This is a genomic window from Burkholderia sp. 567 (assembly GCF_040545115.1).
GTDB lineage: Bacteria > Pseudomonadota > Gammaproteobacteria > Burkholderiales > Burkholderiaceae > Burkholderia > Burkholderia ambifaria.
Genome location: NZ_JBEPLG010000001.1, coordinates 243,665 through 263,284 on the forward strand (window position 1 = coordinate 243,665; position 19,620 = coordinate 263,284).

The following is a 19,620-nucleotide window of genomic DNA, read 5'->3' on the forward strand; positions in this document are numbered from 1 at the left end:
CAAAGCAATGAACCAGACCACCATCCAGCAGCCGTCATTCGCGTTCGTGGCCGCGTCGTGGGCCGCGCTGCTCGCCGGTTTCGCGGCATTCCTGATCGGTCTCTGGAACGCCGGCATGCAGCTCAACGAGAAGGGCTACTACTTCACCGTGCTGGTGTTCGGTCTCTATGCGGCAATCTCGCTGCAGAAGAGCGTGCGTGACCGCGCGGAAGGCATTCCCGTCACGGGCATCTACTACGGGCTGAGCTGGGTTGCGCTGTTGCTCGCGATCGCGCTGCTGGTCGTCGGCCTCTTCAACGCGACGCTGCAATTGAGCGAGAAGGGCTTCTACGCGATGTCGTTCGTGCTCGCGCTGTTCGGTGCGGTGGCCGTGCAGAAGAACACGCGCGACCTGCAGAACGCGAAGCCACGCTATCCCGACGCCGAATCGGCGCCGTCCGTCCAGGAGTGACGGCATGCGAAGCGGGCGCCTTCCAGGCCGCCCGCTTTGCGACGACGGTCGCGGGCGACCCGCATTCGCCGATGCGCGGCGGGCTCCCCGCCCATTCGTTTCATCCATGCCGGTGCGCATGACGATGGAGATATTCCGGATGCCAGACTTCACAGAAGCCACGCGACACGCCCGCGCGGCGGCCCGCGCCGTGGCGGCGCAGGCCGCGCTCGTGCTGGAGACGAACAACCTGCGCGGCGGCGCGGGGCTCGTGCAGGCCGTCGACAGCCTGAAGCGCCTCGTATCGGCGCTGTCGAAGCAGACCGTACCGCCCGCGGCACTCGCGCAATGGATCATCACGCACGACGGCCTGCCGGCCGATGCGTGCGCGGAGATCGCCGCGCTGGCCGGCCGCCCGATCGACTTCGTCGAGATCGGCGCGAGCACCGGCTACTACGATGCGAAGAACGACGGGTTCGACCACGTCGACGCGGCCCGCTGCGACATCGTCGTGTTCGGCGATGCCGATTGCCGGCCGGCCGACGACTGGCTCGAGCACCTGCTCGCACCGTTCGCGCGCGAAGCGGGCGATGCGCCCGCCGCGGTGGCGGGGCGCACCAGCTATGCGCCGAACGTGCTCGGCATCGCGCTGACGTCGATCGATTTCATGTATTTCCCGAGCCCGCTGCGTGACGGTGCGACACGCAATTTCTACGCGAACAACGTCGCGTTCCGGCGCGACGTATTCGCACGATTCCGCTACGAGCCGCTCGACGGCGTCTATCGCGCGCATTGCCAGGTGATGGGGCTGCGGATGCAGGCGGCCGGCGTGGCCGTCGAGTTCGCGCCGGCCGCGCACACCGAGCATCGGCTGCCGGACACGCATCGCGAATCGCTGAAGCTGCGCTGGATGCGCGGCGAGGACAGCGTCGGGCTGACGCCGTATCTCGTGAACGCGTACCTGCCGCGCGGGTGGCAGTGGCTCGGCCGCAGCGGCCCGCTCGGCCCGTTCTGCGTGATGGCCATGCGGCTCGGCTACAGCCTGCGCGCGCTGAATCGCCAGCAGTTGCCGCGACTGGGCGCTGCCCGCTATCTTGCGGCCGTGGGCGTCACGATCGCCGCGTCTGCCATCGATACGCTCGGCGCGCTCGCGCGCGGTTTCGGTCTCGCCGGGCGTGCATCGGCGCGGCGCGATCTCGAAGCGCTCTCCTATCACCGTCACTGAGCCGGTGCCGCGCATCGCGCGGCCATGGCACGCCGACATCCTGCACCCATCCCGACAACGACCATGTCCTCTCTCGCCACCCGTGTTGCCTGCCTCGCCCTGTTTGCCGCCAGCGCCGGCGTCCATGCCGCGCCGGTCGACCATGCGGGGCGCGGGATCTACCACTTCGCATCGCAAAGCGGCTGCCCGTTCGCGAACGCGGCCGCCGCGGACTGCAATCGCGTCGCGCTCGATGCGCCGGACGTTCACGCGAGCATCGATACCGATGCGCACGCGATCGTCTTCGCAAGCGACGAGACCCGCCGCACGAAGGACGTACTCGGCGACGTGCTGCTGCAGGGCACGGGCGTCGACGGCGACGGCCGGCGCGTGCCGCTGAGCGTGCATGTGCTGCTGCGTCGCGACGGCGCGAAATGGGACCGCGACGTGTACGTCCATGCGCCCGTGCACGGCACGTTCACCGATGTCCGGATCGATCCGTATCGCGTGCGGGTGAAGGAGGGCGACGGCGAGCGCGACGTGCTCACGCCGGACGAAACGCTGGCACTGTTCGCGCATCCGTCGCTAGCATCGCGGCTCGCGCGGCATCTCGTGAAGGTGAGCGCGACCGATCCGAAGCAGCCGTCCGCAGATGACATCACGATTGGGCTTGGCGTCGGCGGCCTGACGAAGTCGGTCGCGCGTGCGAGCTTTACGTCGAATGCGCCGCACGATGCCGACGTCGATCGCGCACTCGCAGCCGGCACGTGGACGATTCGTTTCGATGCGTTGAGCAATCACATTCCGGTGTGGGTCGCCCGGCGCGAGCTGTTCCTGTTCGGCCTGGACGGCAGCGCGCTGGTGAAGGACATGCGCACGCGCGGCTTCAGGAAGAACGACCGGATCGAATTCGGCGCGCGTGACGGAAGCGGCTATCTGCGCGTCAACGGCCGCGAGGAAGCATTTGCGGGGGCGACCGCATCCGCGCACGCGTTCATGCAGGAAAGCTTCATCGGCCTGATCCTCGGATGGCGTCGCGATCCTGCCGGTGCTGCGGCGGCAGCGACGAAATCTGCGTCTGTACGAGGCGAGCCGGCATGAGCGCGGCAGGCGAACTGCCGGCGTCGCCGCAGGCAGCGCACGATGCACGCTTCGACTGTCTCGATGCGCCCGTGCCGCGCGGGGCGGCCCGGGTGCGCGCGTACCTCGTCGATCGCCTCAAGCGGGCCGCGATTCGGCAGTTGCATCGCAGCGTGCATGGCGAGCGCTGGGTGCTGCGCATGTACCTGATCGGCGAGGAAGCGACTGAGTGCGCGTTGCACGAGGACTGGACCGGACGGCCACCGGACTGGCTTGCGCCGCGGATCGAGCAGCACCTCGCGGACGAGCGTCGCCACGCCGCGGCGTTCGCCGATGCGCTGCGCGAGCGCGGTGTCGCGCCGTCGACTGCACCGCATGAGCCCGACTGGTTGAGCCGGCGCAAGATCATGCGATGGCGCCGGCTCGCGCAGCGCCATGCACCGCATTTCTCGCAAGGCGTGCTCGTGCCGGCCTATGCGACGGGCCTGTGTGCGGAACAGATGGCGATGCGTGTGCTCGCGCGTCACTGCGCGACGATCGGCGATGTACATCCGTTGTACCCGCTGCTCTCGCGCGTGCTCGCCGACGAGACGCGGCATGTCCGGCTCTGCTCGGACACGCTGCGCCGTCTGGTTGCGCCGTCCGAGGCAGCGCATCTCGCCGCGTTGCTGAACGAGATCCGCGCGATCGAAGCCGGTTTCGGCGTGACGGGCGCGCTGGCGATGGTCGCGGCCGGCTGGTTCCAGTCGCTTCGTCCGCGCGCATGATGCCGCGGATCGTCTATCTCGCGACGGCCGACGCACGCGGCCACCTGATGCGCGCGCAACTGCTCGTGCATGCGCTGCGTGCGGCCGGCGCGCAGGTCGCCGTGCTGACGACGTCCGATGCGGGGCAGGCGTTCCTGGCTGCGTTCGACATCGACGCGGCCGTGCTGTCCCGTCACTACGCGGTGCAGTTCGACGAACGGCAGAACATGCTGCGCGACGCGACCGATCGCAATGTCGCGCACTACGTGTTCAGGCCGACGCGCATGCCGCGTGACATCGCGCGGCTGCGTGCGATCGTCCGCGATGCCGATCTCGTGATCAACGACTCGTTTCATCCGGCGCTGTTGTTCATGGGCGCGATGCCGGGCTGGCGACGCCGCATCGTCCACGTATACGGCGGCAGCCTGCGCCGCGCGTTGACCGCGAATTTCGACGCACGTCTGCCGCGCGCACTGGCGCGTGCATTTGCACGGATCGTCGACTGGCAGATCGATTCGGCGCGATGCTGCATCGAACACGATTTTGCATACGATGCCGCCGATGACGTCCGGCGATCGCGCACGCATTGCCGGCTGCCGACGCCGGTGCCGATCGTCGCCGAGCGGCCTGCTTCGGAGCCGGCCGCAGCCGCCATTTATCTGAACCCGCACTTTCGCGATATCGCGCTCGCCGATGCGTTGTCCGCCGGCATGCGCGACGCGGGGCTCGCCACCCATCGCGTGGGCGAGGGCTATGCCGGGCACGACGGCTGGACCGGTGTCGACGCCGACTGGGTGACGCGCGCCGCCCATGCTCCGCTGATCGTGTCGGCACCCGGCATGGCCGCGCTGTCGATCGCGCATGTGTATCACCGCCCGATCCTGCTCGTGCAGTCCGATCAGCCCGAGCAGGCGAGCAACGCCGCGCGCGCCGCGCAACTGCAACTCGTGCATCGCGTCGTCACGTGGCGCGGCGACGCGGCCGCGTTCCGGCGGGAAGTCGGGCAGGCTGCAGCCGAACTGATGCGCCATCCCGGTACGCGGGCAGGGACGATCGCCGGCCGTGAGCAAGCACGTGCGCGCGTCGACGCATGGACGTCACGCCTTCTCGCGTTGTGTCCGCATGCGAAGGTGGCCGATAGGGAGACGCGATGCGAGGCGCCGGCACCACGATGAATGCGCTGTCGCTTCGTGACGATCGCCGGCCCGACATCCGGCAGATGCTGGCCGCGACGTTCGGCATGGCAGCCGGCCTCGCGATCTTCTTTCTGCTGGAGCGTAGCGTCACGCCGCGCTACGTGTTTGCCACGTCGATCGATGCGCGGATTCCGTTCATCGCGTGGTCGTGGTTCGTCTATGTCGGCTTCTTCCCGTTCGTGATTGCGCTTGCTGCGTATGCGCGGCCGCCCGCGTTCGCCGCGTTCAAGGAGGCCGTGCTGATCGCGTTCGTGCTCGGTGTCGTGTGTTTCCTGCTGTTTCCGGAGGCCGTGCCGCGGCCCGACGTCGCGGAGATCGGCAACACGTTCGTGCGTCACCGTCTCGCGCGCATGTGGCGGCTCGATCTCGCGGCCAATGGTTTTCCGAGCCTGCATGTCGCGGTGACGTGCCTTGCCTGCCGGATGCTGGTGGACCGGCGACGGCTCGTGACCGTGGCGGTCGGCCTGCTGATCTGCACGTCGACGCTGACGCTCAAGCAGCATACGGTGGCCGATGTGCTGGGCGGCGTGGCACTCGCGATGGTCAGTGCGCTGTGGGTCGAGCGGCGATCGCTGCGCGGGAGGTTCGCGTGACGGATACCCGTGTTCACCAAGCCGGGCCGAATGCCGGGCTTGCGCGGTTCGTGCCCGATCCGGCGTTGTTTCGCGTGAGCGCATCGCGCGTCGGCGCAGCGCTGGCAGGTGACTGGCTGATGATTGCCGCCGCGTTCGCGGTTGCGATCGCGTTTGCGCATCCGCTCGTGTACGCGTTGGCAGCGATCGTGATCGCGCGCAGCCAGCTTGCGCTCGCGGTCATGATGCACGAAGGTGCGCACGGTTTGCTGGCGCGGAACCGGCGCGTCAACGACGCGCTGGGCCAACTGTTCGCGGCCGGCCCGCTGTGGTTGTCGCTGCGGACGTATCGTGCCGGCCATCTGAAACACCATCGCGCACCGATGGAGCCGGACGATCCCGTAGCGCTGCTGTTCGGCGTGCACGACTATCCGGTGACGCGCGGGCGGCTGATCGGCCGCCTGCTCGCGTATGCATGCGGGATCGGCTACGTGACGAGCGTCGTGAAGCTCGCCCGCGGCGAGTTTGCGCATGCAATGCCGAAGGTCGGGAAGTCGCGTGCGTACGCCGCGTGGGAAGTCGCGTCGATGCTGGCCGCCAACGGTGTGCTGTTCGGGGCGCTCGCATGGGCTGGGCATCCGCTGCTGTACGTCACGTTGTGGATCGTGCCGTCCGTCACGCTGCTGCCGCTCGCCGGGCACGTGCGCGCGATCTTCGAGCATGCGGGGCTGCCGGCCTGTGCCGACCAGAGCCGCAACGCGCGCACGATCGTCCGGCGTTCGTGGCAGACGTTCCTGTTCGGCCCGCACGCGATTCATTTTCATATCGAACATCACCTGTTCGCTCGGATGCCGTTCCATCACCTGCCAGTCGTGCATCGGCAGCTTGCGCAGCGGCAGTTGCTGCCCGACGGCAATCTGTACACGGGATATGGTGACGTACTGCGCAACGTGAGCGTGCGCTGATGCACGGGCGGGGCACGGTGCGTGCCCTGTCCGGTAGCGGAGTCGGGAGGGGGCGGCTGAGTGTGTTGCAGACATCACCGGGATGCCGCGGCGATACGGATGCGACAGACGCAAAAAAGCCTCCACTTGGGAGGCTTTAATTTGCACTATCGAAGATAGTTGGTAGGGTGGGAGGGACTCGAACCCTCGACTCTCTGATTAAAAGTCAGATACTCTAACCAACTGAGTTACCACCCCACGTTCTTGAAACTTGTCAGCCCGTTGCGCTAACAACTCGCCCAACGACCTAAAGAGCAAAAAATTATAGCGGCGAATTTCAGGTCAGTCAACAACCTGGCACGCTAATTTATTTGATGCTCTCGATCTTGCCCTGCGCGGTCTGCGCAGCGTTCGATCCGGCGTACTGCGACACGACCTGCTCGAACGTCTTCTTAGCGGCCGCCTTCTGGCCTTGCTCGAGCTGGTTCGTACCGATTGCGACGAGCGCGTCGGCCGCGCGCGGATGCTGCGGATACTTGCTCACGACCGTTTGCCACGTCGCGGTCGAGCCGCGATAGTCGCGCAGCGCGTATTGCGCATTGCCGAGCCAGTACTGCGCGGTCGGCTGGTACGGGCTCTGCGGATACTTCGCGATGAAGCTGCGGAACGATGCCGCGGCAGCCTTGAAGTTGCCGTTGCGGAACTGCTGCTGCGCCGCATTGAGCGCATCCGTTTCACCCGGCTGCACGGTGCCTTCGACACCATCGATCGTCGCCTGTTGCGGCTCGAACTTCTTGAGTCGCGTGTCGAGATCCTGGTAGTACTCCTTCTGCTGCCGTTCGAGCGTCGTCAGCCGGTTCGTCAGGTCCTCATTCTCGCCGCGCAGCGTCGCGACCTGCTGGTTCAGCTGGTCGAGACGGCCGGATTGGTCGAGGATCGTACGCTGGGCGGCCGACAACTGGCTCGCCAGGTTGTCGGTTTTGCTGCGCAGATCGAGCACGGCGCGGCGCGCCTCGTTGTCGTCGAACACGCCGGCGTGCGCCGGCGCGGCCGACCACGCCGCGCCGACGACGCAGAATGCTGCGGCAACGCGCAGCCAGGTTACACAGTGCGTCATACGGCAACTCTTCCGTTACTTACTGCTGGTAGACGAGGTCGGCGCGACGGTTCTGCGCCCACGATGCTTCGTCGTGGCCCGATGCTTGCGGCTTTTCCTTGCCGAGGCTCACGGCTTCCATCTGCGAGTCGTTCACGCCGAGCAGTGCCATCGCGCGACGGACAGCTTCCGCACGCTTCTGGCCCAGCGCGAGGTTGTACTCGCTCGTGCCGCGTTCGTCGGTGTTGCCCTGGATCAGCACGTGACGCTGCGGGTGGCTCTTCAGGTACTGAGCGTGCTGCTGCATCAGCGGCTGGTACTCGTCCTTCACCGAATAGCTGTCGAAGTCGAAGTAGATGCTGCGCTTCGCGAGCGGGCTGTTCGGATCGTTCAGCGGATCGACGTTCACTTGCGCGACGTTGTCGGCGCTCGGCTGTGTGCTCACCGCACCAGCGTTGGCCTTGTCGTCGAGCTTCACGCCCGACTTACACGCTGCGAGCGCGCTGATCATCATCACGGCCAGGGCCAGACGAGCTTTATTCGACATCATGGTTACTCTCCTTGTGGTCATTGCATGAAGGGCCCCCACGACGGCTCGCGAACGGAGCCGCCCTGGACGGACAGGATCTGAGGCGGCGCGCTGCCGTCGGAGGGCACAGCTGCCAGCACGTTGCGACCACCCGACTGGGTCGCGTAGAGAAGGTACTGGCCGTTTGCCGCGAAGCTCGGCGATTCGTCGCGATTGGTATTCGTGATCGCGTTCGCCGCGCCGGTTTGCAGATCCTGAACGTACAGCTTGAAGCCCCCACCCGTGCGGGAGATGTAAGCGAGCAGCTTGCCGTCCGGGCTGATGCGCGGGCTCGTATTGTAGCTGCCGGTGAAGGTCACGCGTTGCGCCGCGCCGGCGCTTTCGCCCTGCGCGGGCATCCGGTAGATCTGCGGCGCACCGCCGCGATCGCTCGTGAAGTAGATCCAGCGGCCGTCCGGCGAGTAGTACGGCTCGGTGTCGATCGAGCTGCTCTGCGTGAGACGGCGCAGGCCGCCGCCGTTCGCATTGACCGTATAGATTTGCGTATTGCCCGTCAGCGACAGCGCGACGGCGAGCGTGTTGCTGTCCGGCGACCACGCCGGCGCGCTGTTGTTGCCCTTCTGGTCGGAGACCATGTAGCGGCGGCCGGTCGGCAGGTCGTGGATGTAGACGATCGGCTTCTTGCGCTCGAACGACACGTACGCGACCTTCGTGCCGCTCGGCGACCACGCCGGCGAGATGATCGGCTCGGTGCTCGACAGCGCGATGCGCGCGTTCTGGCCGTCCGAATCCGAGATCTGCAGCTGGTAGCGGTTGCCCGTCTTGATCACGTACGACAGGCGCGTGGCGAACACGCCGCGCACGCCGAGCAGTTTCTGGTAGATGTAGTCGGCGATCTTGTGGCCGGCCGTGCGCAGCGTCGTGTCGGTGGCCGTCAGCGACAGGCCGCCGAGGCTTTGCTGCTTCACGGTGTCGTACAGGATGAAGTTCACCTTGTACTGGCCGTTCGCCTCGCGGTTCACGCTGCCGGCGACGAACGCGTTCGCGCCCTTGGCCTTCCATGCGCCGAGATCCACCGAAGCGGTCTCGGGCACGGGCGTGCTGCCCGCATCGATGTTGGTGAATTTGCCGCTGCGCGCGAGATCCGCGCGGACGATCGACGTAACCTGCTGCGGCAGGCCTGCCTCGTTCGCGAAGTTCGCGGTGGCGATGGGGAACTGGGTCGAACCGACGCCGGTGATCAACACGTTGACCTGCGCGTTAGCGGCGCCGCCGGCCGCAATCAGACACGAGGCCACGAGTGCCCTGAAACCTAGTTTCGTCATCAATCTCATGCTTCTGCTTCCCATGTGACTTGGATCGCTGCGCAACCGCAGAGACAGTAAAAATACCCGATTCGTTCCCGTCCGGCAGCGACGCACGGAGTGTAAGCGCATTTGCGCTCACTCTGCCGCCTTGAAGGTAATCGTAATGCTGGACGGCGTATGACCGTCAGTATCGGGCGGTAACGGAACCGACGCCTGGATCGCATTGACGACCGCCTGATCCCACCCCGAATTGCCGCTCGGCCGCGAGACCGACACGCTCAGCAGGTCGCCCGAAGGCGTACAGCGGATCTTGACGATCGTCGTGAGCCCCGCACGCTCGCCGCCCCAGACGATGTTCGGCTTCACGCGGCGGCGCACCTTGTCGGCATAGCCGGGCGACGCGGCATTGCCGCCGGAACCCGTGCCGGTGCCACTTTTCGCAAGCCCCTGGCCGCCGCCTTCGCCGGCACCCGCCAGGCCCTGCATCTGCGCGAGTCGCGCATTCCGTTCGCGGTCGAGCTTCGCCTTCGCCGCCGCATCGGCCTTCGCGTGCGCAGCCGCTTCGGCCTTCGCCTTCGCCTGGGCTTCCGCCTTCGCCTTCGCGGCCGCGTCGGCCTTGGCCTTCGCCGCCTCCTGGGCTTCCAGCTGCGCCTGCTTCTGTTGCTGCTGTTTCTGCTGCTGGGCCTTCTGCTGTTCGAGCTTCTGCTGCTCCACGAGCTGTTGTTGCTTGAGCTTGTCCGCCTGCTTCTGCTTGTCGCGTTCGGCGGCCTTCTGCGCGGCGAGCGCGGCGGCCTGCTGGGCCGCGAGCTGCTCGCGCCGGGCTTCCTCCTGCTGGGCCTTCAACTGCTGCGCGCGGCGCTGCTGTTCGAGCAGCGCTTCGCGCGCGGCCGCTTCCTGCTGTCGTTTCTTCTGCTGCAGCGCGATGTCCGCCTGCTCGTCCCGGACCGGGGGAGGGGGCGGTGCGAGCTTCGCGGGCGGCGTGGGCGTGACGACGGGCCGCGGCGCGGGCACGTCCGGCACCTCGGTCCACAGCTCGGCTTCGGCGCCGGCCGGCGTGCTGTTCTGCCACTGCACGCCGTGATAGAGGAACAGCGCGAGCAGCACGTGTATCAGCGCGGCAAGCGCGAACGCGCGCCAGGTGCCTCGCTCGCGAGGCGGCCGATACGGGTACGCGTTGCTGCGCGGAGATTGCTGCCGGTTCATTGCGATTTGACGAGGAGGCCGACGCGCTTGACGCCGCGCGCCTTCAAATCCGACATCACGGTCATGACCGCATCGTACTGCACGGTCTTGTCGGCCGCGATCACGACCGGCTGGTCGGGATGATCGGCCTGCCGGGCCGACATGAAGCTGTCGAGCTCGGCCTTGGACATCGTGTCTTCCTGCGTCGCGCCGGAGTCGCCCTTGTACTTGACGCTCATCGTGCGGTCGGCCTTGATATTGACGACGACGGGCGGCGTCTGTTCCTGCGGCGCCGCATTGCCGACGGTCGGCAGATTGATGATCGACGGGGCCACGAGGGGTGCCGTGACCATGAAGATCACGAGCAACACCAGCATCACGTCGATGTACGGCACGACGTTGATGTCGGCCATCGCGCGGCGCGAGCGGCCGCCGCGCATGCTGGATCGAATGGGACTTCCTGCCATGGCGTGCTCCTTACTGGGCCTGACGCTGCAGGATGTTCGAGAACTCTTCGATGAAGGTCTCGAAGCGGATCGCGAGGCGGTCGATGTCGTGCGCGTAGCGGTTGTACGCGACCACCGCCGGAATCGCGGCGAACAGGCCGATCGCGGTGGCGACGAGCGCCTCGGCGATGCCCGGCGCGACGTTCGCGAGCGTGGCCTGCTGCACGTTCGCGAGGCCGCGGAACGAGTTCATGATCCCCCACACGGTGCCGAACAGACCGATGTACGGGCTGACCGAGCCGACCGACGCGAGAAACGCGAGGTTCGCTTCGAGCACGTCCATTTCGCGCTGGAACGACGCGCGCATCGCGCGGCGCGCACCGTCGAGCACGAGGCCCGGATCGGTGAGGCGCTTTTCCTTCGCCTTCAGGAATTCACGCATCCCCGATTCGAAGATCCGCTCGAGCGCGCCGATCGTATGGCGGTTGTTGGCCGCGCTCTGATACAGCGCCTGCAGGTCGCCGCCCGACCAGAAATCCCGTTCGAAGCGTTCGGTCTGCGCGCGTGCGCGGCGAATCGCGAACCACTTGCGGAAAATGAAGGTCCACGACATCAGCGACAGCAGCAACAGCAGCCCCATCACGGCCTGGGCCAGCACGCTCGCGTTGAGCACGAGGGAAATGATCGACAGGTCTTGAGAAGTGTTCATAGAGTTTTGAGTAACGTCCCATCGGGGGTGCCCGGCGAGGGCGCACGGCATGCGTGCGGCGCGGCGCGCCGGCCAGCCCTGGCGCCGAACCTTGCTTAGTATCGATTCAGGAAGGCAAGTTCATAGGCTTTGTCTAAACGGGGCTCATGCGAGCTTCGTTGACAGTACAGTTTGCCCGGCATCGATGACGGGCCCGCGTTGCAGCGCGTCGAGCACGACCGGCGGGATTGCCGCGGGCCGGATGCCGGTGCGGTCAACGCAGCCGAGGCGAATGTGTCCGGTGACGAGCAGCGTGTCGCCACGCCAGGCTTCCTGCGTGAATTCCACCGATGCGCGGCCGATGCGGCCGGGCCGGCTCGTGACCGTCAGCGCGTCGTCGAGTCGCGCCGGCGCGCGGTAGTCGAGCGACGTGCTGCGGACGATGAAGATCGCGCCCGTGTCGTCGGCGAGCCGACGCTGGTCGATGCCGCACGCGCGCAGCCATTCGGTGCGGGCGCGTTCGAAGAATTTCAGGTAGTTGGCATAGAAGACGATGCCGCCTGCGTCGGTATCCTCGTAGTACACGCGTACCGGCCAGGTGAAGCCGGAGGGCGCGTCCGGGGAGCGGGTAGGCTGAGTCATGGCGCGCATTCTACCGGAAGGGCAAGGCCGGATTCGTAACCGATTCGTAACGGAATGTAGTACGTCGCAGCACGCCGCGGGCCGGCTCGAGCCATGCCCGCGGCGGCGCTCGGACAGGTCAGCCGCGATGGATCGTGAGGCCGGCCGGCGCCTGGGCGACCGGCATCATCTCGATCGTGTTGATGTTGACGTGCGCGGGGCGCGTCGCGATCCAGTAGATCGTGTCGGCGATGTCCTCGGCCGTGAGCGGCTGAACGTTCTGGTAGACATTGGCCGCCTTTGCGTCGTCACCACGGAAGCGGACGTTCGAAAACTCCGTGCCGCCGCACAGGCCCGGCTCGATGTCCGTCACGCGCAACGGCGTGCCGATCAGGTCGGCGCGCAGGTTCAGGCTGAATTGTCTGACGAAAGCCTTGGTTGCGCCGTATACGTTCCCGCCCGGATACGGATAGGTGCCGGCCACCGAGCCGAGATTGAAGATGTGGCCGCGCCCTCGCGCGATCATTCCGGGCAGCAACGCGTGCGTGACGGTCACGAGGCCCGAGCAGTTCGTGTCGATCATGGTCTGCCACTCGTCGAGGCTCGCCTTGTGCGCCGGCTCGACGCCGAGCGCGAGACCGGCGTTGTTGACGAGCACGTCGAGCGCGGCGAATTCGGCGGGAAGTGCGGCCGGCACGGCTTCGACGGCTGCGCGGTCGCGCACGTCGAGCTCGAACGGCAGTAGCGCGTCGCCGAGTTCGGCCGCGAGCGCATCGAGGCGATCCTTGCGGCGCGCGGTTGCGACGACGCGGTGGCCGCCCTTGACGAAGGCTCGGGCGATGGCGGCGCCGAAGCCGGCGGACGCGCCTGTGACGAACACGATCATTGCTGCTCCTGGTCGGTAACAAAGTAGCGGATAGTATCGCGCAAGCGTACTGAGATTGCCGCACCGCGGCAAGGCGCCAACGCATGGCGGCACGGGTGCGCGGAGTCCGGCCCTTATTATTTCGGGGCTGCTGGCGTGCGGTTGCCTATTCATGACGCATCCAATACACTAACGCGCTCATCACCCCTGCGTGACTGGCGATAGAACCCTTCGGGTTCAAGGTGGAGCATCCCACCGTGAAGCGCGGGGCGCCGTTTTTGCCGTTCGCCTGGGCAGCCGTTGTGCGCCGTTGCGTGCATCGCCGGTGGCTGTCCTGCCTCGCGTCATACGGATTCTTCCGCCACGTCGAGCTGGTCCCGCCAGCAACGCAATGTACTCGGCCGCACCGGTCAACCTGTACACACTTAACGGAAACCGTATGTTTGACAGAGCCCAAAGCACCATCGCGAACGTCGATCCCGAACTCTTTGCTGCGATCGAGCAGGAAAACCGCCGCCAGGAAGATCACATCGAGCTGATCGCGTCGGAAAACTACACGAGCCCGGCCGTGATGGCCGCGCAGGGCTCGCAGCTCACGAACAAATACGCGGAAGGTTATCCGGGCAAGCGCTACTACGGCGGCTGTGAATACGTCGACGTGGTCGAGCAGCTGGCGATCGACCGTGTGAAGCAGCTGTTCGGCGCGGAAGCCGCGAACGTGCAGCCGAACTCGGGTTCGCAGGCGAACCAGGGCGTGTTCTTCGCGATGCTCAAGCCGGGCGACACGATCATGGGCATGAGCCTCGCGCACGGCGGTCACCTGACGCACGGCTCGCCGGTGAACATGTCGGGCAAGTGGTTCAACGTGGTGAGCTACGGGCTGAACGAGCAGGAAGACATCGATTACGACGCGGCCGAGCAGCTCGCACAGGAACACAAGCCGAAGCTGATCGTCGCGGGCGCATCGGCGTTCGCGCTGAAGATCGACTTCGAGCGTCTGGCGAAGATCGCGAAGTCGGTCGGTGCGTACCTGATGGTCGACATGGCGCACTACGCCGGCCTGATCGCAGCGGGCGTGTACCCGAACCCGGTGCCGCACGCCGACTTCGTGACGACGACGACGCACAAGAGCCTGCGCGGCCCGCGCGGCGGCGTGATCCTGATGAAGTCGGAATACGAGAAGCCGATCAACTCGGCGATCTTCCCGGGCATCCAGGGTGGCCCGCTGATGCACGTGATCGCGGCGAAGGCCGTGGCGTTCAAGGAAGCGCTGTCGCCGGAATTCAAGGCGTACCAGGAAAAGGTGGTCGAGAACGCGCGCGTGCTGGCTGAAACGCTGGTCAAGCGCGGGCTGCGGATCGTGTCGGGCCGCACCGAAAGCCACGTGATGCTGGTGGACCTGCGCGCGAAGAACATCACGGGCAAGGCAGCGGAAGCGGCGCTGGGTGCTGCGCACATCACGGTGAACAAGAACGCGATCCCGAACGATCCGGAAAAGCCGTTCGTGACGAGCGGCATCCGCCTGGGTTCGCCGGCGATGACGACGCGCGGCTTCGGCCCGGCGGAAGCGGAGCAAGTCGGCAACCTGATCGCCGACGTGCTCGAGAACCCGGAAGATGCAGCGACGATCGAGCGCGTGCGCACGCAAGTGGCCGAGCTGACCAAGCGTTTCCCGGTCTATCGCTGATCCCGCATGCGCTGCCCGTTCTGCCGGCATGAAGACACGCAGGTCGTCGACTCGCGCGTGTCCGAAGATGGCGCCGCGATTCGTCGGCGCCGTCGCTGCTCGGCTTGCGACAAGCGCTTCACGACGTACGAGCGGGTCGAGCTGAACCTGCCGGCCGTCGTGAAGAAGGACGGCAGCCGCACGGAATTCGACCGTCGCAAGATCGTCGCCAGCATGCAACTCGCGCTGCGCAAGCGGCCGGTTGCGGCTGACGCGATCGACGCGGCGGTCGCCCGCATCGAATATCAACTGCTCGCTACCGGCGAGCGGGAAGTGCGTAGCGAGAAGCTCGGCGAACTCGTGATGAATGAGTTGCGCGGTCTCGATACGATTGCCTATGTCCGTTTCGCATCGGTTTACCGCCGGTTCGAGGACGTCTCCGAATTTGCCGACGTGATCGAAGAGTTCCGTCGCGCGTCCCCCTCCAAGCCTTCGCGTAAGCGCTGACGCGCTGCGTCCGTTCATCGTCTTCTCCGTGGGTTCGATTCGCGCCGATTGTGTCGGTCGCGATCGCATGTCGCCAGTCGGCCGTTCGGCCAATGGCGCGCGTTCGCTCGCGTCGCTACAGTCGTCGCATCACGTTGACGGAGGGCGATGGCGATGGAACTGCACCGGCAGGTCGTCGAAAAAGGCATGCGCAGCTGCGGCGGCTTCACGCTCGTCGAGCTGATGGTCGCGATCGCGCTGGCCGCGTCGATCGGACTTTTCGCAGCACCCGCATTCAATCAATGGCACATGCGCGAACGGGTGGATGCGCGCTCGCGCGCGCTCGTCGGTGCGCTGTCGTTCGCACGTACCGAGGCGACGCGTCTCGGCGTGCGCGTCACGCTGTGCCGAGCCGGGCGCGACGGCGACTGCATGCGTTCCGGCGAGCGCTGCGACCCCGCGGAATGGTCGTGCGGCTGGATCGTAAGCGGGCAGTTCGACGGACAGTCGCGCGTGCTGCGGCGTTATCCGCGCGATGCCGACATTGCCGTCGCGGGCGTGGCGCACGATCTGGCGTTCGCGCCGCCGGCAGGGCAGGTGATCGGCGGGATCCGGCGCTTCGAATTGCGTCCGCAGCGCATGCTGTCCGGCGACGACGCACGCGTGTCGCGTTGTATCCGGATCGCGGCGGGCGGCCGGGCGCGCGTCGCCGCCGGGCGTTGCGAGGCGGCATGAAGCGCGTGCGCCGATCGATGCGCGGCACGTCGCTGCTCGAAGCGGTGCTGGCCGTCGCGCTGCTTGCGGTCGTGATGCTGGCCGTGGCCGGCAGCCAGCTTGCGATGACGCGCGCACAGCGGGCGACGATCTGGCGTGAACGCGCGCTGTGGCTCGCCGATGCACGTATCGAGCGCCGGTACGCAGCGGCAGGCGCCGACGACGGCATCGCGGCGCTCGCGGCTGCATCGTTGCCGGGCGGTGCGATGACGCTCGACCATGGGCCGGGCGGTGTCCGCTACATGATTGTCGGCTGGCGCGGTGCGGGCGCGGCGGTATCGACGCGATGCGAAGGCGCGGGGGCGACGGTGACGCCGCCGTCGTGCGTACGGATTCCGTTTCGGGAGGTCGACGTCGATGCCGTTGAACGCTGATCGCCGCAGCCGCGCGCATACGCTGCTCGAAGTGCTGATCGCGATGATCGTCGGTCTGCTCGTGCTTGCCACGGCCGGTGCGCTGTATCACGCGCAGCGCGTCGCGCAGCGGCGGGCGGAAGACGGATTCCGGATGCGCGATGCGGCCGCGACCGCACTGATGCTGATCGGCCAGCAGATCCAGATGGCCGGGTTTCGGCCGCTCGATGTCGAAGGCGCGTCGTCGTTGCCGCCGGTGTTCGGCTGTTCAGCGGGCCGCGTGCGAGGCGATGGCGCGCAGGTGCGCTGCGAAGCCGTGCGCGCGGCGTCCGATGCGGTGCTGGTCCGGTATGTCGGCGATCCCGTATCGACGTGGCCGACCAGCAGCGCACAGGTGTCGGATTGTCTCGGGCAGGGTGTCGGCGCCCCGGGTGAGCGGCCGCTCGTGGAAAACCGTTTCGACGCGCATGTCAGCCCGTCGACGGGCGAGCCCGAACTGTACTGCGAGGGAAGCGGGCGTCCGGGCACGCCGCAACCCGTCGTGTCCGGGATCGACCAACTGCGCGTGCGTTACCTGCGTCGCGACGGTCCACAGTTCGTCGATGCACAGGCGATGGGCGCCGACGACTGGCGCGATGTCGTCGCCGTGCATGTGTGCGTGCGGGCGCGTGGCGAACCGATGCCCGAGGCCGCGCGTCATGTCGATTGCGACGGCCGCACGGCCGTTGCGCCGGAGGGTCGCGCGAATCTCGTGCTGCATCGAATCGTCGCGTTGCGGAATTCCGCGATCGCATTCGCCGATCCTGTTCGTGACGCGGCAACGGCCCACGAGGCGTTGCGATGATTCACGCAAACGGGTTCATCGGTGACCTTGCGATGCGAATCGCTGCAGGACATGCACGACGGGGCGCCCTGGTGCCCTGCGACATGCAGCGCGCGGCGGAGGCTTCATGTTGAGCGGCGGCGCGACGCGCGCCCGCGTTCCGTCCGCGACTCGAAGCTGGCGTCGCGACGCGGGCCTTGCGCTGCCTGCCGTGATCGCGGTCGGTGCGGCGGTCGCCGCGCTGACTGGCACGTGGTTCGAATCCGCACTGACGGAATCGCGCCGCACACGGGCGTTGTCCGACCGGCTGATCGCATTCCACGCGGCCGATGCAGCACTGGCGGCCTGCACAGCGCGATTGCTGCGCGGCGGGGCGCCGTACCTGGACGAACCCGCATCATCCGTCGAGCCGGATGCGTGGCGACGCACGCCTGCGCTGGGTGCCGCCGAAGCGTTCGCCCCGTTCGCGTCCTGGCCGATGGCGGCGCAACCGCCGCGTTGCCTGATCGAAGCCTGGCGAGGCGTCGGTCCGCAACATAGTCGTGCGTACCTCGTCACCGCGCGCGGCGTCGGCGGCCATGCGTCGAGCGTGGTCTGGCTGCAGAGCCAGGTCGCGCTGCGCGACGGACGCATCGTTGCGCAGCGCTGGCGTCGCGTCGCGGCGGTGCATCGATGAAAGGGCCTGCGCTGAAGCGTCGAGCGGCGGCGTTCACGTTGCTCGAACTGATGATCGTGCTCGCGATCGTCGCCGTACTCGCCGGGTGGGGTATTCCGTCGTATCGCGAGCATGTCGCGCGCATGCATCGCGCATCCGCGGTGGCCGCGCTGTATCGTGCAGCCCAATATCTCGAAATGCTCGATGGCCCACCGCCGCAGAGCTTGCCGGACGCCTATGCGCAGGCGCCGCCGGACGGGGCGGCGATCTATCGCGTCGCGCTGCGGCGATCGGTCGGCGACGATGCCGCGATCGTCTATGAACTCGTCGCGAGCCCGCTCGATGCGGGCCCGATGCGCGACGACGCGTGCGGCGCATTCACGCTGCGTTCGGACGGGACGAAAGGCAATGCGGGATCGATTGATGGCGAGGCCGATGCGCAGGCGCGCACATGCTGGGGCGTGCGTTGATCACCGCCGCCGCCGTCGCCGTCTGGCTGCTGCTGCCGCCGCGGCAACCGCTGGAAGGCGCGCGGAAAACGCGCAACGGCCCAGAGCCGTGCGCGTTTGTCGTTACGGATCAGTCGTCGTTGACGGTCGTTGCGCGCTCCTCGCGCGACTGCTTCCAGATCCGATAAACCTCCCACGCGGCGAAGCCGACGGTGCCCCACTTCAGCGCAGGGCCCGCGCTCGCGCGCAGAAGCGAGCGGATGGGTTTCGCCAGCACGAGCGATGCGAGCGAACTCAACATCGGATACTGGTTCACGAGGTGACCGAGGCTCGCGTTCAGGTTCTTGGCGGACTGGCCGAACGTGCCGCCCGACAGGCCGGGAATGAACATCTTGAGCCAGCTGAAGCGCGTGACGGCGTGGCGCACGTCGGCGGCGGCTTCGGCAAGCTCGAGCCGCTCGACCTCGGAGCGCAGGATCAGCAGTTCCTTGCGCAGCGCGCGATGCTGCGACGCGCTCCAGTGCGATCGCGACGAATGGGGGCGGGGGGAATGGCCCGTGACGTTCTGGCTCATGGCGCGTCGGCGAAGTAGGTGAGAGGGGCGAACACGACTGCGTTCACGACTTGCCGCGGAAAATTTCGCGGTCTTTCTCGAGCTCGGCGAGCGTGGACTCGAACACGGTCGGCGCTTCGCGCAGGCCCGAGCGCGCCTTCAGCCCACACGCGAGGGCGGCGATCGTGTACAGCGCGGTAATGCCCGCGAGCGACTGCCAGCGATAGGTGTCCCAGAACGCGATCGCGACGAGCACGGTCAGGCTGATCAGCGCCATCGTCGCGAGCATCATGGCCGCGAGCCCGAGGAACAGCACGCCCATCAGGCGTTCCTTCTCCTCGGCGAGCTCGATGCCGACCAGTTCGAGGCGCGTTTGCAGCAGGCCGATCGCTGAGCCGACGAGGCGGCGCAGCGGTCCCTGGCCGGACGGCTGCGGGTGAGTGTCTGTCGTCATGGATAAGGCGCTTGCGCGCGCAGTAAGCGGCTAGGTCAAAGCCGGCCGGTGGCGAACCACCGGCAGCTTCGGCACCCATGCGCCGCACCGTGCGGCACATGGGTCGGAACGGCGCTGAGCGCGTTACTTGCGGTTGATCAGCAGACCGATCAGCACGCCCACGCCGGCGGCGACGCCGATCGACGTCCACGGATGCTCATGCACGTAATCGTCGGTCGCGCGGGCCGCCTTCTTGCCCTTCTCGACCACCACGACCTGAACGTCGGTTGCCTTTTCCTTGGCCTGCTTCAGACGCGACATGGCTTTCTCGCGCAGTTCGGCCGCACGGTCGCCCGTGCTGCTCGCAGCTTGCTTGAGCAGATCCTCGGCGTCCGCGAGAACGGTTTTGATATCCGACATCAGTTTCTCCTTGTTGATTTCCGACATTGCAACTCCCTTCATGCTGTCATGCTGCAGGTTCACATCGTAACGAAACCCCTGCCTGCTGGCGAGCCGGGAACA

25 protein-coding genes, 1 tRNA gene and 1 riboswitch are annotated in these 19,620 nt (G+C 67.0%); of the genes, 14 read left to right on the top strand and 12 right to left on the bottom strand.

Going from position 1 to position 19,620, the window contains the following annotated elements; genetic code table 11:
- Positions 1-7: 7 nt before the first annotated feature.
- The 7 genes from yiaA to ABIC50_RS01140 all read left to right on the top strand — a co-directional run bounded on the left by yiaA (position 8) and on the right by ABIC50_RS01140 (position 6,193).
- Positions 8-451 carry an inner membrane protein YiaA gene (gene yiaA, locus ABIC50_RS01110; protein ID WP_175661450.1) on the top strand — a complete coding sequence of 148 codons (444 nt, stop codon included), beginning with the start codon at positions 8-10 and terminating at the stop codon, positions 449-451.
- Positions 452-590: 139 nt separating this feature from the next.
- A complete protein-coding gene (locus ABIC50_RS01115; protein ID WP_045554944.1) occupies positions 591-1,655 on the top strand; it encodes a glycosyltransferase family 2 protein in 1,065 nt (354 codons plus the stop codon).
- 63 nt (positions 1,656-1,718) lie between these two features.
- Positions 1,719-2,735, top strand: coding sequence for a hypothetical protein (locus tag ABIC50_RS01120; RefSeq protein ID WP_354161142.1), 1,017 nt, complete (start codon positions 1,719-1,721; stop codon positions 2,733-2,735).
- The gene (locus tag ABIC50_RS01125) at positions 2,732-3,481 is read left to right on the top strand and encodes a hypothetical protein (protein ID WP_354161145.1); all 750 of its coding nucleotides are present in this window, start codon (positions 2,732-2,734) and stop codon (positions 3,479-3,481) included. Before ABIC50_RS01120 ends, ABIC50_RS01125 begins: the two co-directional genes overlap by 4 nt.
- Positions 3,478-4,635 carry a glycosyltransferase family protein gene (locus tag ABIC50_RS01130; RefSeq protein ID WP_354161147.1) on the top strand — a complete coding sequence of 386 codons (1,158 nt, stop codon included), beginning with the start codon at positions 3,478-3,480 and terminating at the stop codon, positions 4,633-4,635. The genes ABIC50_RS01125 and ABIC50_RS01130 overlap by 4 nt, the downstream gene beginning before the upstream one ends.
- Positions 4,611-5,249 carry a phosphatase PAP2 family protein gene (locus ABIC50_RS01135; RefSeq protein ID WP_354161150.1) on the top strand — a complete coding sequence of 213 codons (639 nt, stop codon included), beginning with the start codon at positions 4,611-4,613 and terminating at the stop codon, positions 5,247-5,249. Before ABIC50_RS01130 ends, ABIC50_RS01135 begins: the two co-directional genes overlap by 25 nt.
- Entirely contained in the window at positions 5,246-6,193 is a 948-nt protein-coding gene (locus ABIC50_RS01140; RefSeq protein WP_354161153.1) for a fatty acid desaturase family protein, read from the top strand. The genes ABIC50_RS01135 and ABIC50_RS01140 overlap by 4 nt, the downstream gene beginning before the upstream one ends.
- Before the next feature lie 160 nt (positions 6,194-6,353).
- Here ABIC50_RS01140 and ABIC50_RS01145 read toward each other — a convergent pair.
- The 9 genes from ABIC50_RS01145 to ABIC50_RS01185 form a co-directional block, all read right to left on the bottom strand.
- Positions 6,354-6,430: transfer RNA gene (locus ABIC50_RS01145), tRNA-Lys, on the bottom strand.
- A 109-nt stretch (positions 6,431-6,539) separates the two neighbouring features.
- Positions 6,540-7,289 (bottom strand): tol-pal system protein YbgF, encoded by a 750-nt coding sequence (ybgF, locus tag ABIC50_RS01150; protein WP_011656065.1) that lies wholly within the window; start codon positions 7,287-7,289, stop codon positions 6,540-6,542.
- A 19-nt stretch (positions 7,290-7,308) separates the two neighbouring features.
- Positions 7,309-7,818, bottom strand: coding sequence for a peptidoglycan-associated lipoprotein Pal (gene pal, locus ABIC50_RS01155; RefSeq protein WP_006753270.1), 510 nt, complete (start codon positions 7,816-7,818; stop codon positions 7,309-7,311).
- 17 nt (positions 7,819-7,835) lie between these two features.
- On the bottom strand, positions 7,836-9,131 hold the full coding sequence (gene tolB, locus ABIC50_RS01160; RefSeq protein ID WP_006753269.1) for a Tol-Pal system beta propeller repeat protein TolB: 1,296 nt from the start codon (positions 9,129-9,131) through the stop codon (positions 7,836-7,838).
- A 108-nt stretch (positions 9,132-9,239) separates the two neighbouring features.
- Positions 9,240-10,307, bottom strand: coding sequence for a cell envelope integrity protein TolA (gene tolA / locus ABIC50_RS01165; protein WP_126227218.1), 1,068 nt, complete (start codon positions 10,305-10,307; stop codon positions 9,240-9,242).
- Complete coding sequence (tolR, locus tag ABIC50_RS01170; protein WP_175726755.1) at positions 10,304-10,753, bottom strand: protein TolR; 450 nt, start codon at positions 10,751-10,753, stop codon at positions 10,304-10,306. The genes tolA and tolR overlap by 4 nt, the downstream gene beginning before the upstream one ends.
- Positions 10,754-10,763: 10 nt before the next feature.
- The gene (gene tolQ / locus ABIC50_RS01175) at positions 10,764-11,441 is read right to left on the bottom strand and encodes a protein TolQ (protein WP_006753266.1); all 678 of its coding nucleotides are present in this window, start codon (positions 11,439-11,441) and stop codon (positions 10,764-10,766) included.
- Between the two features lie 144 nt (positions 11,442-11,585).
- The gene (gene ybgC, locus ABIC50_RS01180; RefSeq protein ID WP_105785405.1) at positions 11,586-12,071 is read right to left on the bottom strand and encodes a tol-pal system-associated acyl-CoA thioesterase; all 486 of its coding nucleotides are present in this window, start codon (positions 12,069-12,071) and stop codon (positions 11,586-11,588) included.
- Positions 12,072-12,180: 109 nt separating this feature from the next.
- Positions 12,181-12,927 (bottom strand): SDR family NAD(P)-dependent oxidoreductase, encoded by a 747-nt coding sequence (locus ABIC50_RS01185; RefSeq protein WP_175668721.1) that lies wholly within the window; start codon positions 12,925-12,927, stop codon positions 12,181-12,183.
- 180 nt (positions 12,928-13,107) lie between these two features.
- Positions 13,108-13,208, top strand: a riboswitch (ZMP/ZTP riboswitch).
- A gap of 137 nt (positions 13,209-13,345) precedes the next feature.
- Here ABIC50_RS01185 and glyA point away from each other — a divergent pair.
- The 7 genes from glyA (at position 13,346) to ABIC50_RS01220 (ending at position 18,133) form a co-directional block, all read left to right on the top strand.
- Positions 13,346-14,593 (top strand): serine hydroxymethyltransferase, encoded by a 1,248-nt coding sequence (gene glyA, locus ABIC50_RS01190; protein ID WP_269016571.1) that lies wholly within the window; start codon positions 13,346-13,348, stop codon positions 14,591-14,593.
- A 6-nt stretch (positions 14,594-14,599) separates the two neighbouring features.
- Positions 14,600-15,079, top strand: coding sequence for a transcriptional regulator NrdR (gene nrdR / locus ABIC50_RS01195; RefSeq protein WP_006754597.1), 480 nt, complete (start codon positions 14,600-14,602; stop codon positions 15,077-15,079).
- A 153-nt stretch (positions 15,080-15,232) separates the two neighbouring features.
- Positions 15,233-15,793, top strand: coding sequence for a GspH/FimT family pseudopilin (locus tag ABIC50_RS01200; RefSeq protein WP_354162155.1), 561 nt, complete (start codon positions 15,233-15,235; stop codon positions 15,791-15,793).
- On the top strand, positions 15,790-16,206 hold the full coding sequence (locus ABIC50_RS01205; protein WP_354161156.1) for a hypothetical protein: 417 nt from the start codon (positions 15,790-15,792) through the stop codon (positions 16,204-16,206). The genes ABIC50_RS01200 and ABIC50_RS01205 overlap by 4 nt, the downstream gene beginning before the upstream one ends.
- Positions 16,190-17,029 (top strand): PilW family protein, encoded by an 840-nt coding sequence (locus ABIC50_RS01210; RefSeq protein ID WP_354161159.1) that lies wholly within the window; start codon positions 16,190-16,192, stop codon positions 17,027-17,029. Before ABIC50_RS01205 ends, ABIC50_RS01210 begins: the two co-directional genes overlap by 17 nt.
- Positions 17,030-17,135: 106 nt before the next feature.
- The gene (locus ABIC50_RS01215; protein WP_354161162.1) at positions 17,136-17,684 is read left to right on the top strand and encodes a hypothetical protein; all 549 of its coding nucleotides are present in this window, start codon (positions 17,136-17,138) and stop codon (positions 17,682-17,684) included.
- Positions 17,681-18,133 (top strand): type IV pilin protein, encoded by a 453-nt coding sequence (locus tag ABIC50_RS01220; protein ID WP_354161163.1) that lies wholly within the window; start codon positions 17,681-17,683, stop codon positions 18,131-18,133. The genes ABIC50_RS01215 and ABIC50_RS01220 overlap by 4 nt, the downstream gene beginning before the upstream one ends.
- Before the next feature lie 109 nt (positions 18,134-18,242).
- On the opposite strand, the gene ABIC50_RS01225 is transcribed toward ABIC50_RS01220, so the two are convergent.
- The 3 genes from ABIC50_RS01225 to ABIC50_RS01235 all read right to left on the bottom strand — a co-directional run bounded on the left by ABIC50_RS01225 (position 18,243) and on the right by ABIC50_RS01235 (position 19,545).
- A complete protein-coding gene (locus ABIC50_RS01225; protein ID WP_175679128.1) occupies positions 18,243-18,686 on the bottom strand; it encodes a DUF3318 domain-containing protein in 444 nt (147 codons plus the stop codon).
- A gap of 43 nt (positions 18,687-18,729) precedes the next feature.
- Positions 18,730-19,119, bottom strand: a complete 390-nt coding sequence (locus tag ABIC50_RS01230; protein WP_105832615.1) for a phage holin family protein — start codon at positions 19,117-19,119, stop codon at positions 18,730-18,732.
- A 123-nt stretch (positions 19,120-19,242) separates the two neighbouring features.
- A complete protein-coding gene (locus tag ABIC50_RS01235) occupies positions 19,243-19,545 on the bottom strand; it encodes an ElaB/YgaM/YqjD family protein (RefSeq protein WP_006754606.1) in 303 nt (100 codons plus the stop codon).
- Positions 19,546-19,620 lie beyond the last annotated feature (75 nt).

Bases quoted from the DNA above. Each gene is read 5' to 3' on its own strand.
- yiaA (WP_175661450.1), top strand. From the start codon at position 8: ATGAACCAGACCACCATCCAGCAGCCGTCATTCGCGTTCGTGGCCGCG.
- ABIC50_RS01115 (WP_045554944.1), top strand. From the start codon at position 591: ATGCCAGACTTCACAGAAGCCACGCGACACGCCCGCGCGGCGGCCCGC.
- ABIC50_RS01120 (WP_354161142.1), top strand. From the start codon at position 1,719: ATGTCCTCTCTCGCCACCCGTGTTGCCTGCCTCGCCCTGTTTGCCGCC.
- ABIC50_RS01125 (WP_354161145.1), top strand. From the start codon at position 2,732: ATGAGCGCGGCAGGCGAACTGCCGGCGTCGCCGCAGGCAGCGCACGAT.
- ABIC50_RS01130 (WP_354161147.1), top strand. From the start codon at position 3,478: ATGATGCCGCGGATCGTCTATCTCGCGACGGCCGACGCACGCGGCCAC.
- ABIC50_RS01135 (WP_354161150.1), top strand. From the start codon at position 4,611: ATGCGAGGCGCCGGCACCACGATGAATGCGCTGTCGCTTCGTGACGAT.
- ybgF (WP_011656065.1), bottom strand. From the start codon at position 7,289: ATGACGCACTGTGTAACCTGGCTGCGCGTTGCCGCAGCATTCTGCGTC.
- pal (WP_006753270.1), bottom strand. From the start codon at position 7,818: ATGATGTCGAATAAAGCTCGTCTGGCCCTGGCCGTGATGATGATCAGC.
- tolB (WP_006753269.1), bottom strand. From the start codon at position 9,131: ATGAGATTGATGACGAAACTAGGTTTCAGGGCACTCGTGGCCTCGTGT.
- tolA (WP_126227218.1), bottom strand. From the start codon at position 10,307: ATGAACCGGCAGCAATCTCCGCGCAGCAACGCGTACCCGTATCGGCCG.
- tolR (WP_175726755.1), bottom strand. From the start codon at position 10,753: ATGGCAGGAAGTCCCATTCGATCCAGCATGCGCGGCGGCCGCTCGCGC.
- tolQ (WP_006753266.1), bottom strand. From the start codon at position 11,441: ATGAACACTTCTCAAGACCTGTCGATCATTTCCCTCGTGCTCAACGCG.
- ybgC (WP_105785405.1), bottom strand. From the start codon at position 12,071: ATGCGCGCCATGACTCAGCCTACCCGCTCCCCGGACGCGCCCTCCGGC.
- ABIC50_RS01185 (WP_175668721.1), bottom strand. From the start codon at position 12,927: ATGATCGTGTTCGTCACAGGCGCGTCCGCCGGCTTCGGCGCCGCCATC.
- glyA (WP_269016571.1), top strand. From the start codon at position 13,346: ATGTTTGACAGAGCCCAAAGCACCATCGCGAACGTCGATCCCGAACTC.
- nrdR (WP_006754597.1), top strand. From the start codon at position 14,600: ATGCGCTGCCCGTTCTGCCGGCATGAAGACACGCAGGTCGTCGACTCG.
- ABIC50_RS01200 (WP_354162155.1), top strand. From the start codon at position 15,233: ATGGAACTGCACCGGCAGGTCGTCGAAAAAGGCATGCGCAGCTGCGGC.
- ABIC50_RS01205 (WP_354161156.1), top strand. From the start codon at position 15,790: ATGAAGCGCGTGCGCCGATCGATGCGCGGCACGTCGCTGCTCGAAGCG.
- ABIC50_RS01210 (WP_354161159.1), top strand. From the start codon at position 16,190: ATGCCGTTGAACGCTGATCGCCGCAGCCGCGCGCATACGCTGCTCGAA.
- ABIC50_RS01215 (WP_354161162.1), top strand. From the start codon at position 17,136: ATGTTGAGCGGCGGCGCGACGCGCGCCCGCGTTCCGTCCGCGACTCGA.
- ABIC50_RS01220 (WP_354161163.1), top strand. From the start codon at position 17,681: ATGAAAGGGCCTGCGCTGAAGCGTCGAGCGGCGGCGTTCACGTTGCTC.
- ABIC50_RS01225 (WP_175679128.1), bottom strand. From the start codon at position 18,686: ATGAGCCAGAACGTCACGGGCCATTCCCCCCGCCCCCATTCGTCGCGA.
- ABIC50_RS01230 (WP_105832615.1), bottom strand. From the start codon at position 19,119: ATGACGACAGACACTCACCCGCAGCCGTCCGGCCAGGGACCGCTGCGC.
- ABIC50_RS01235 (WP_006754606.1), bottom strand. From the start codon at position 19,545: ATGTCGGAAATCAACAAGGAGAAACTGATGTCGGATATCAAAACCGTT.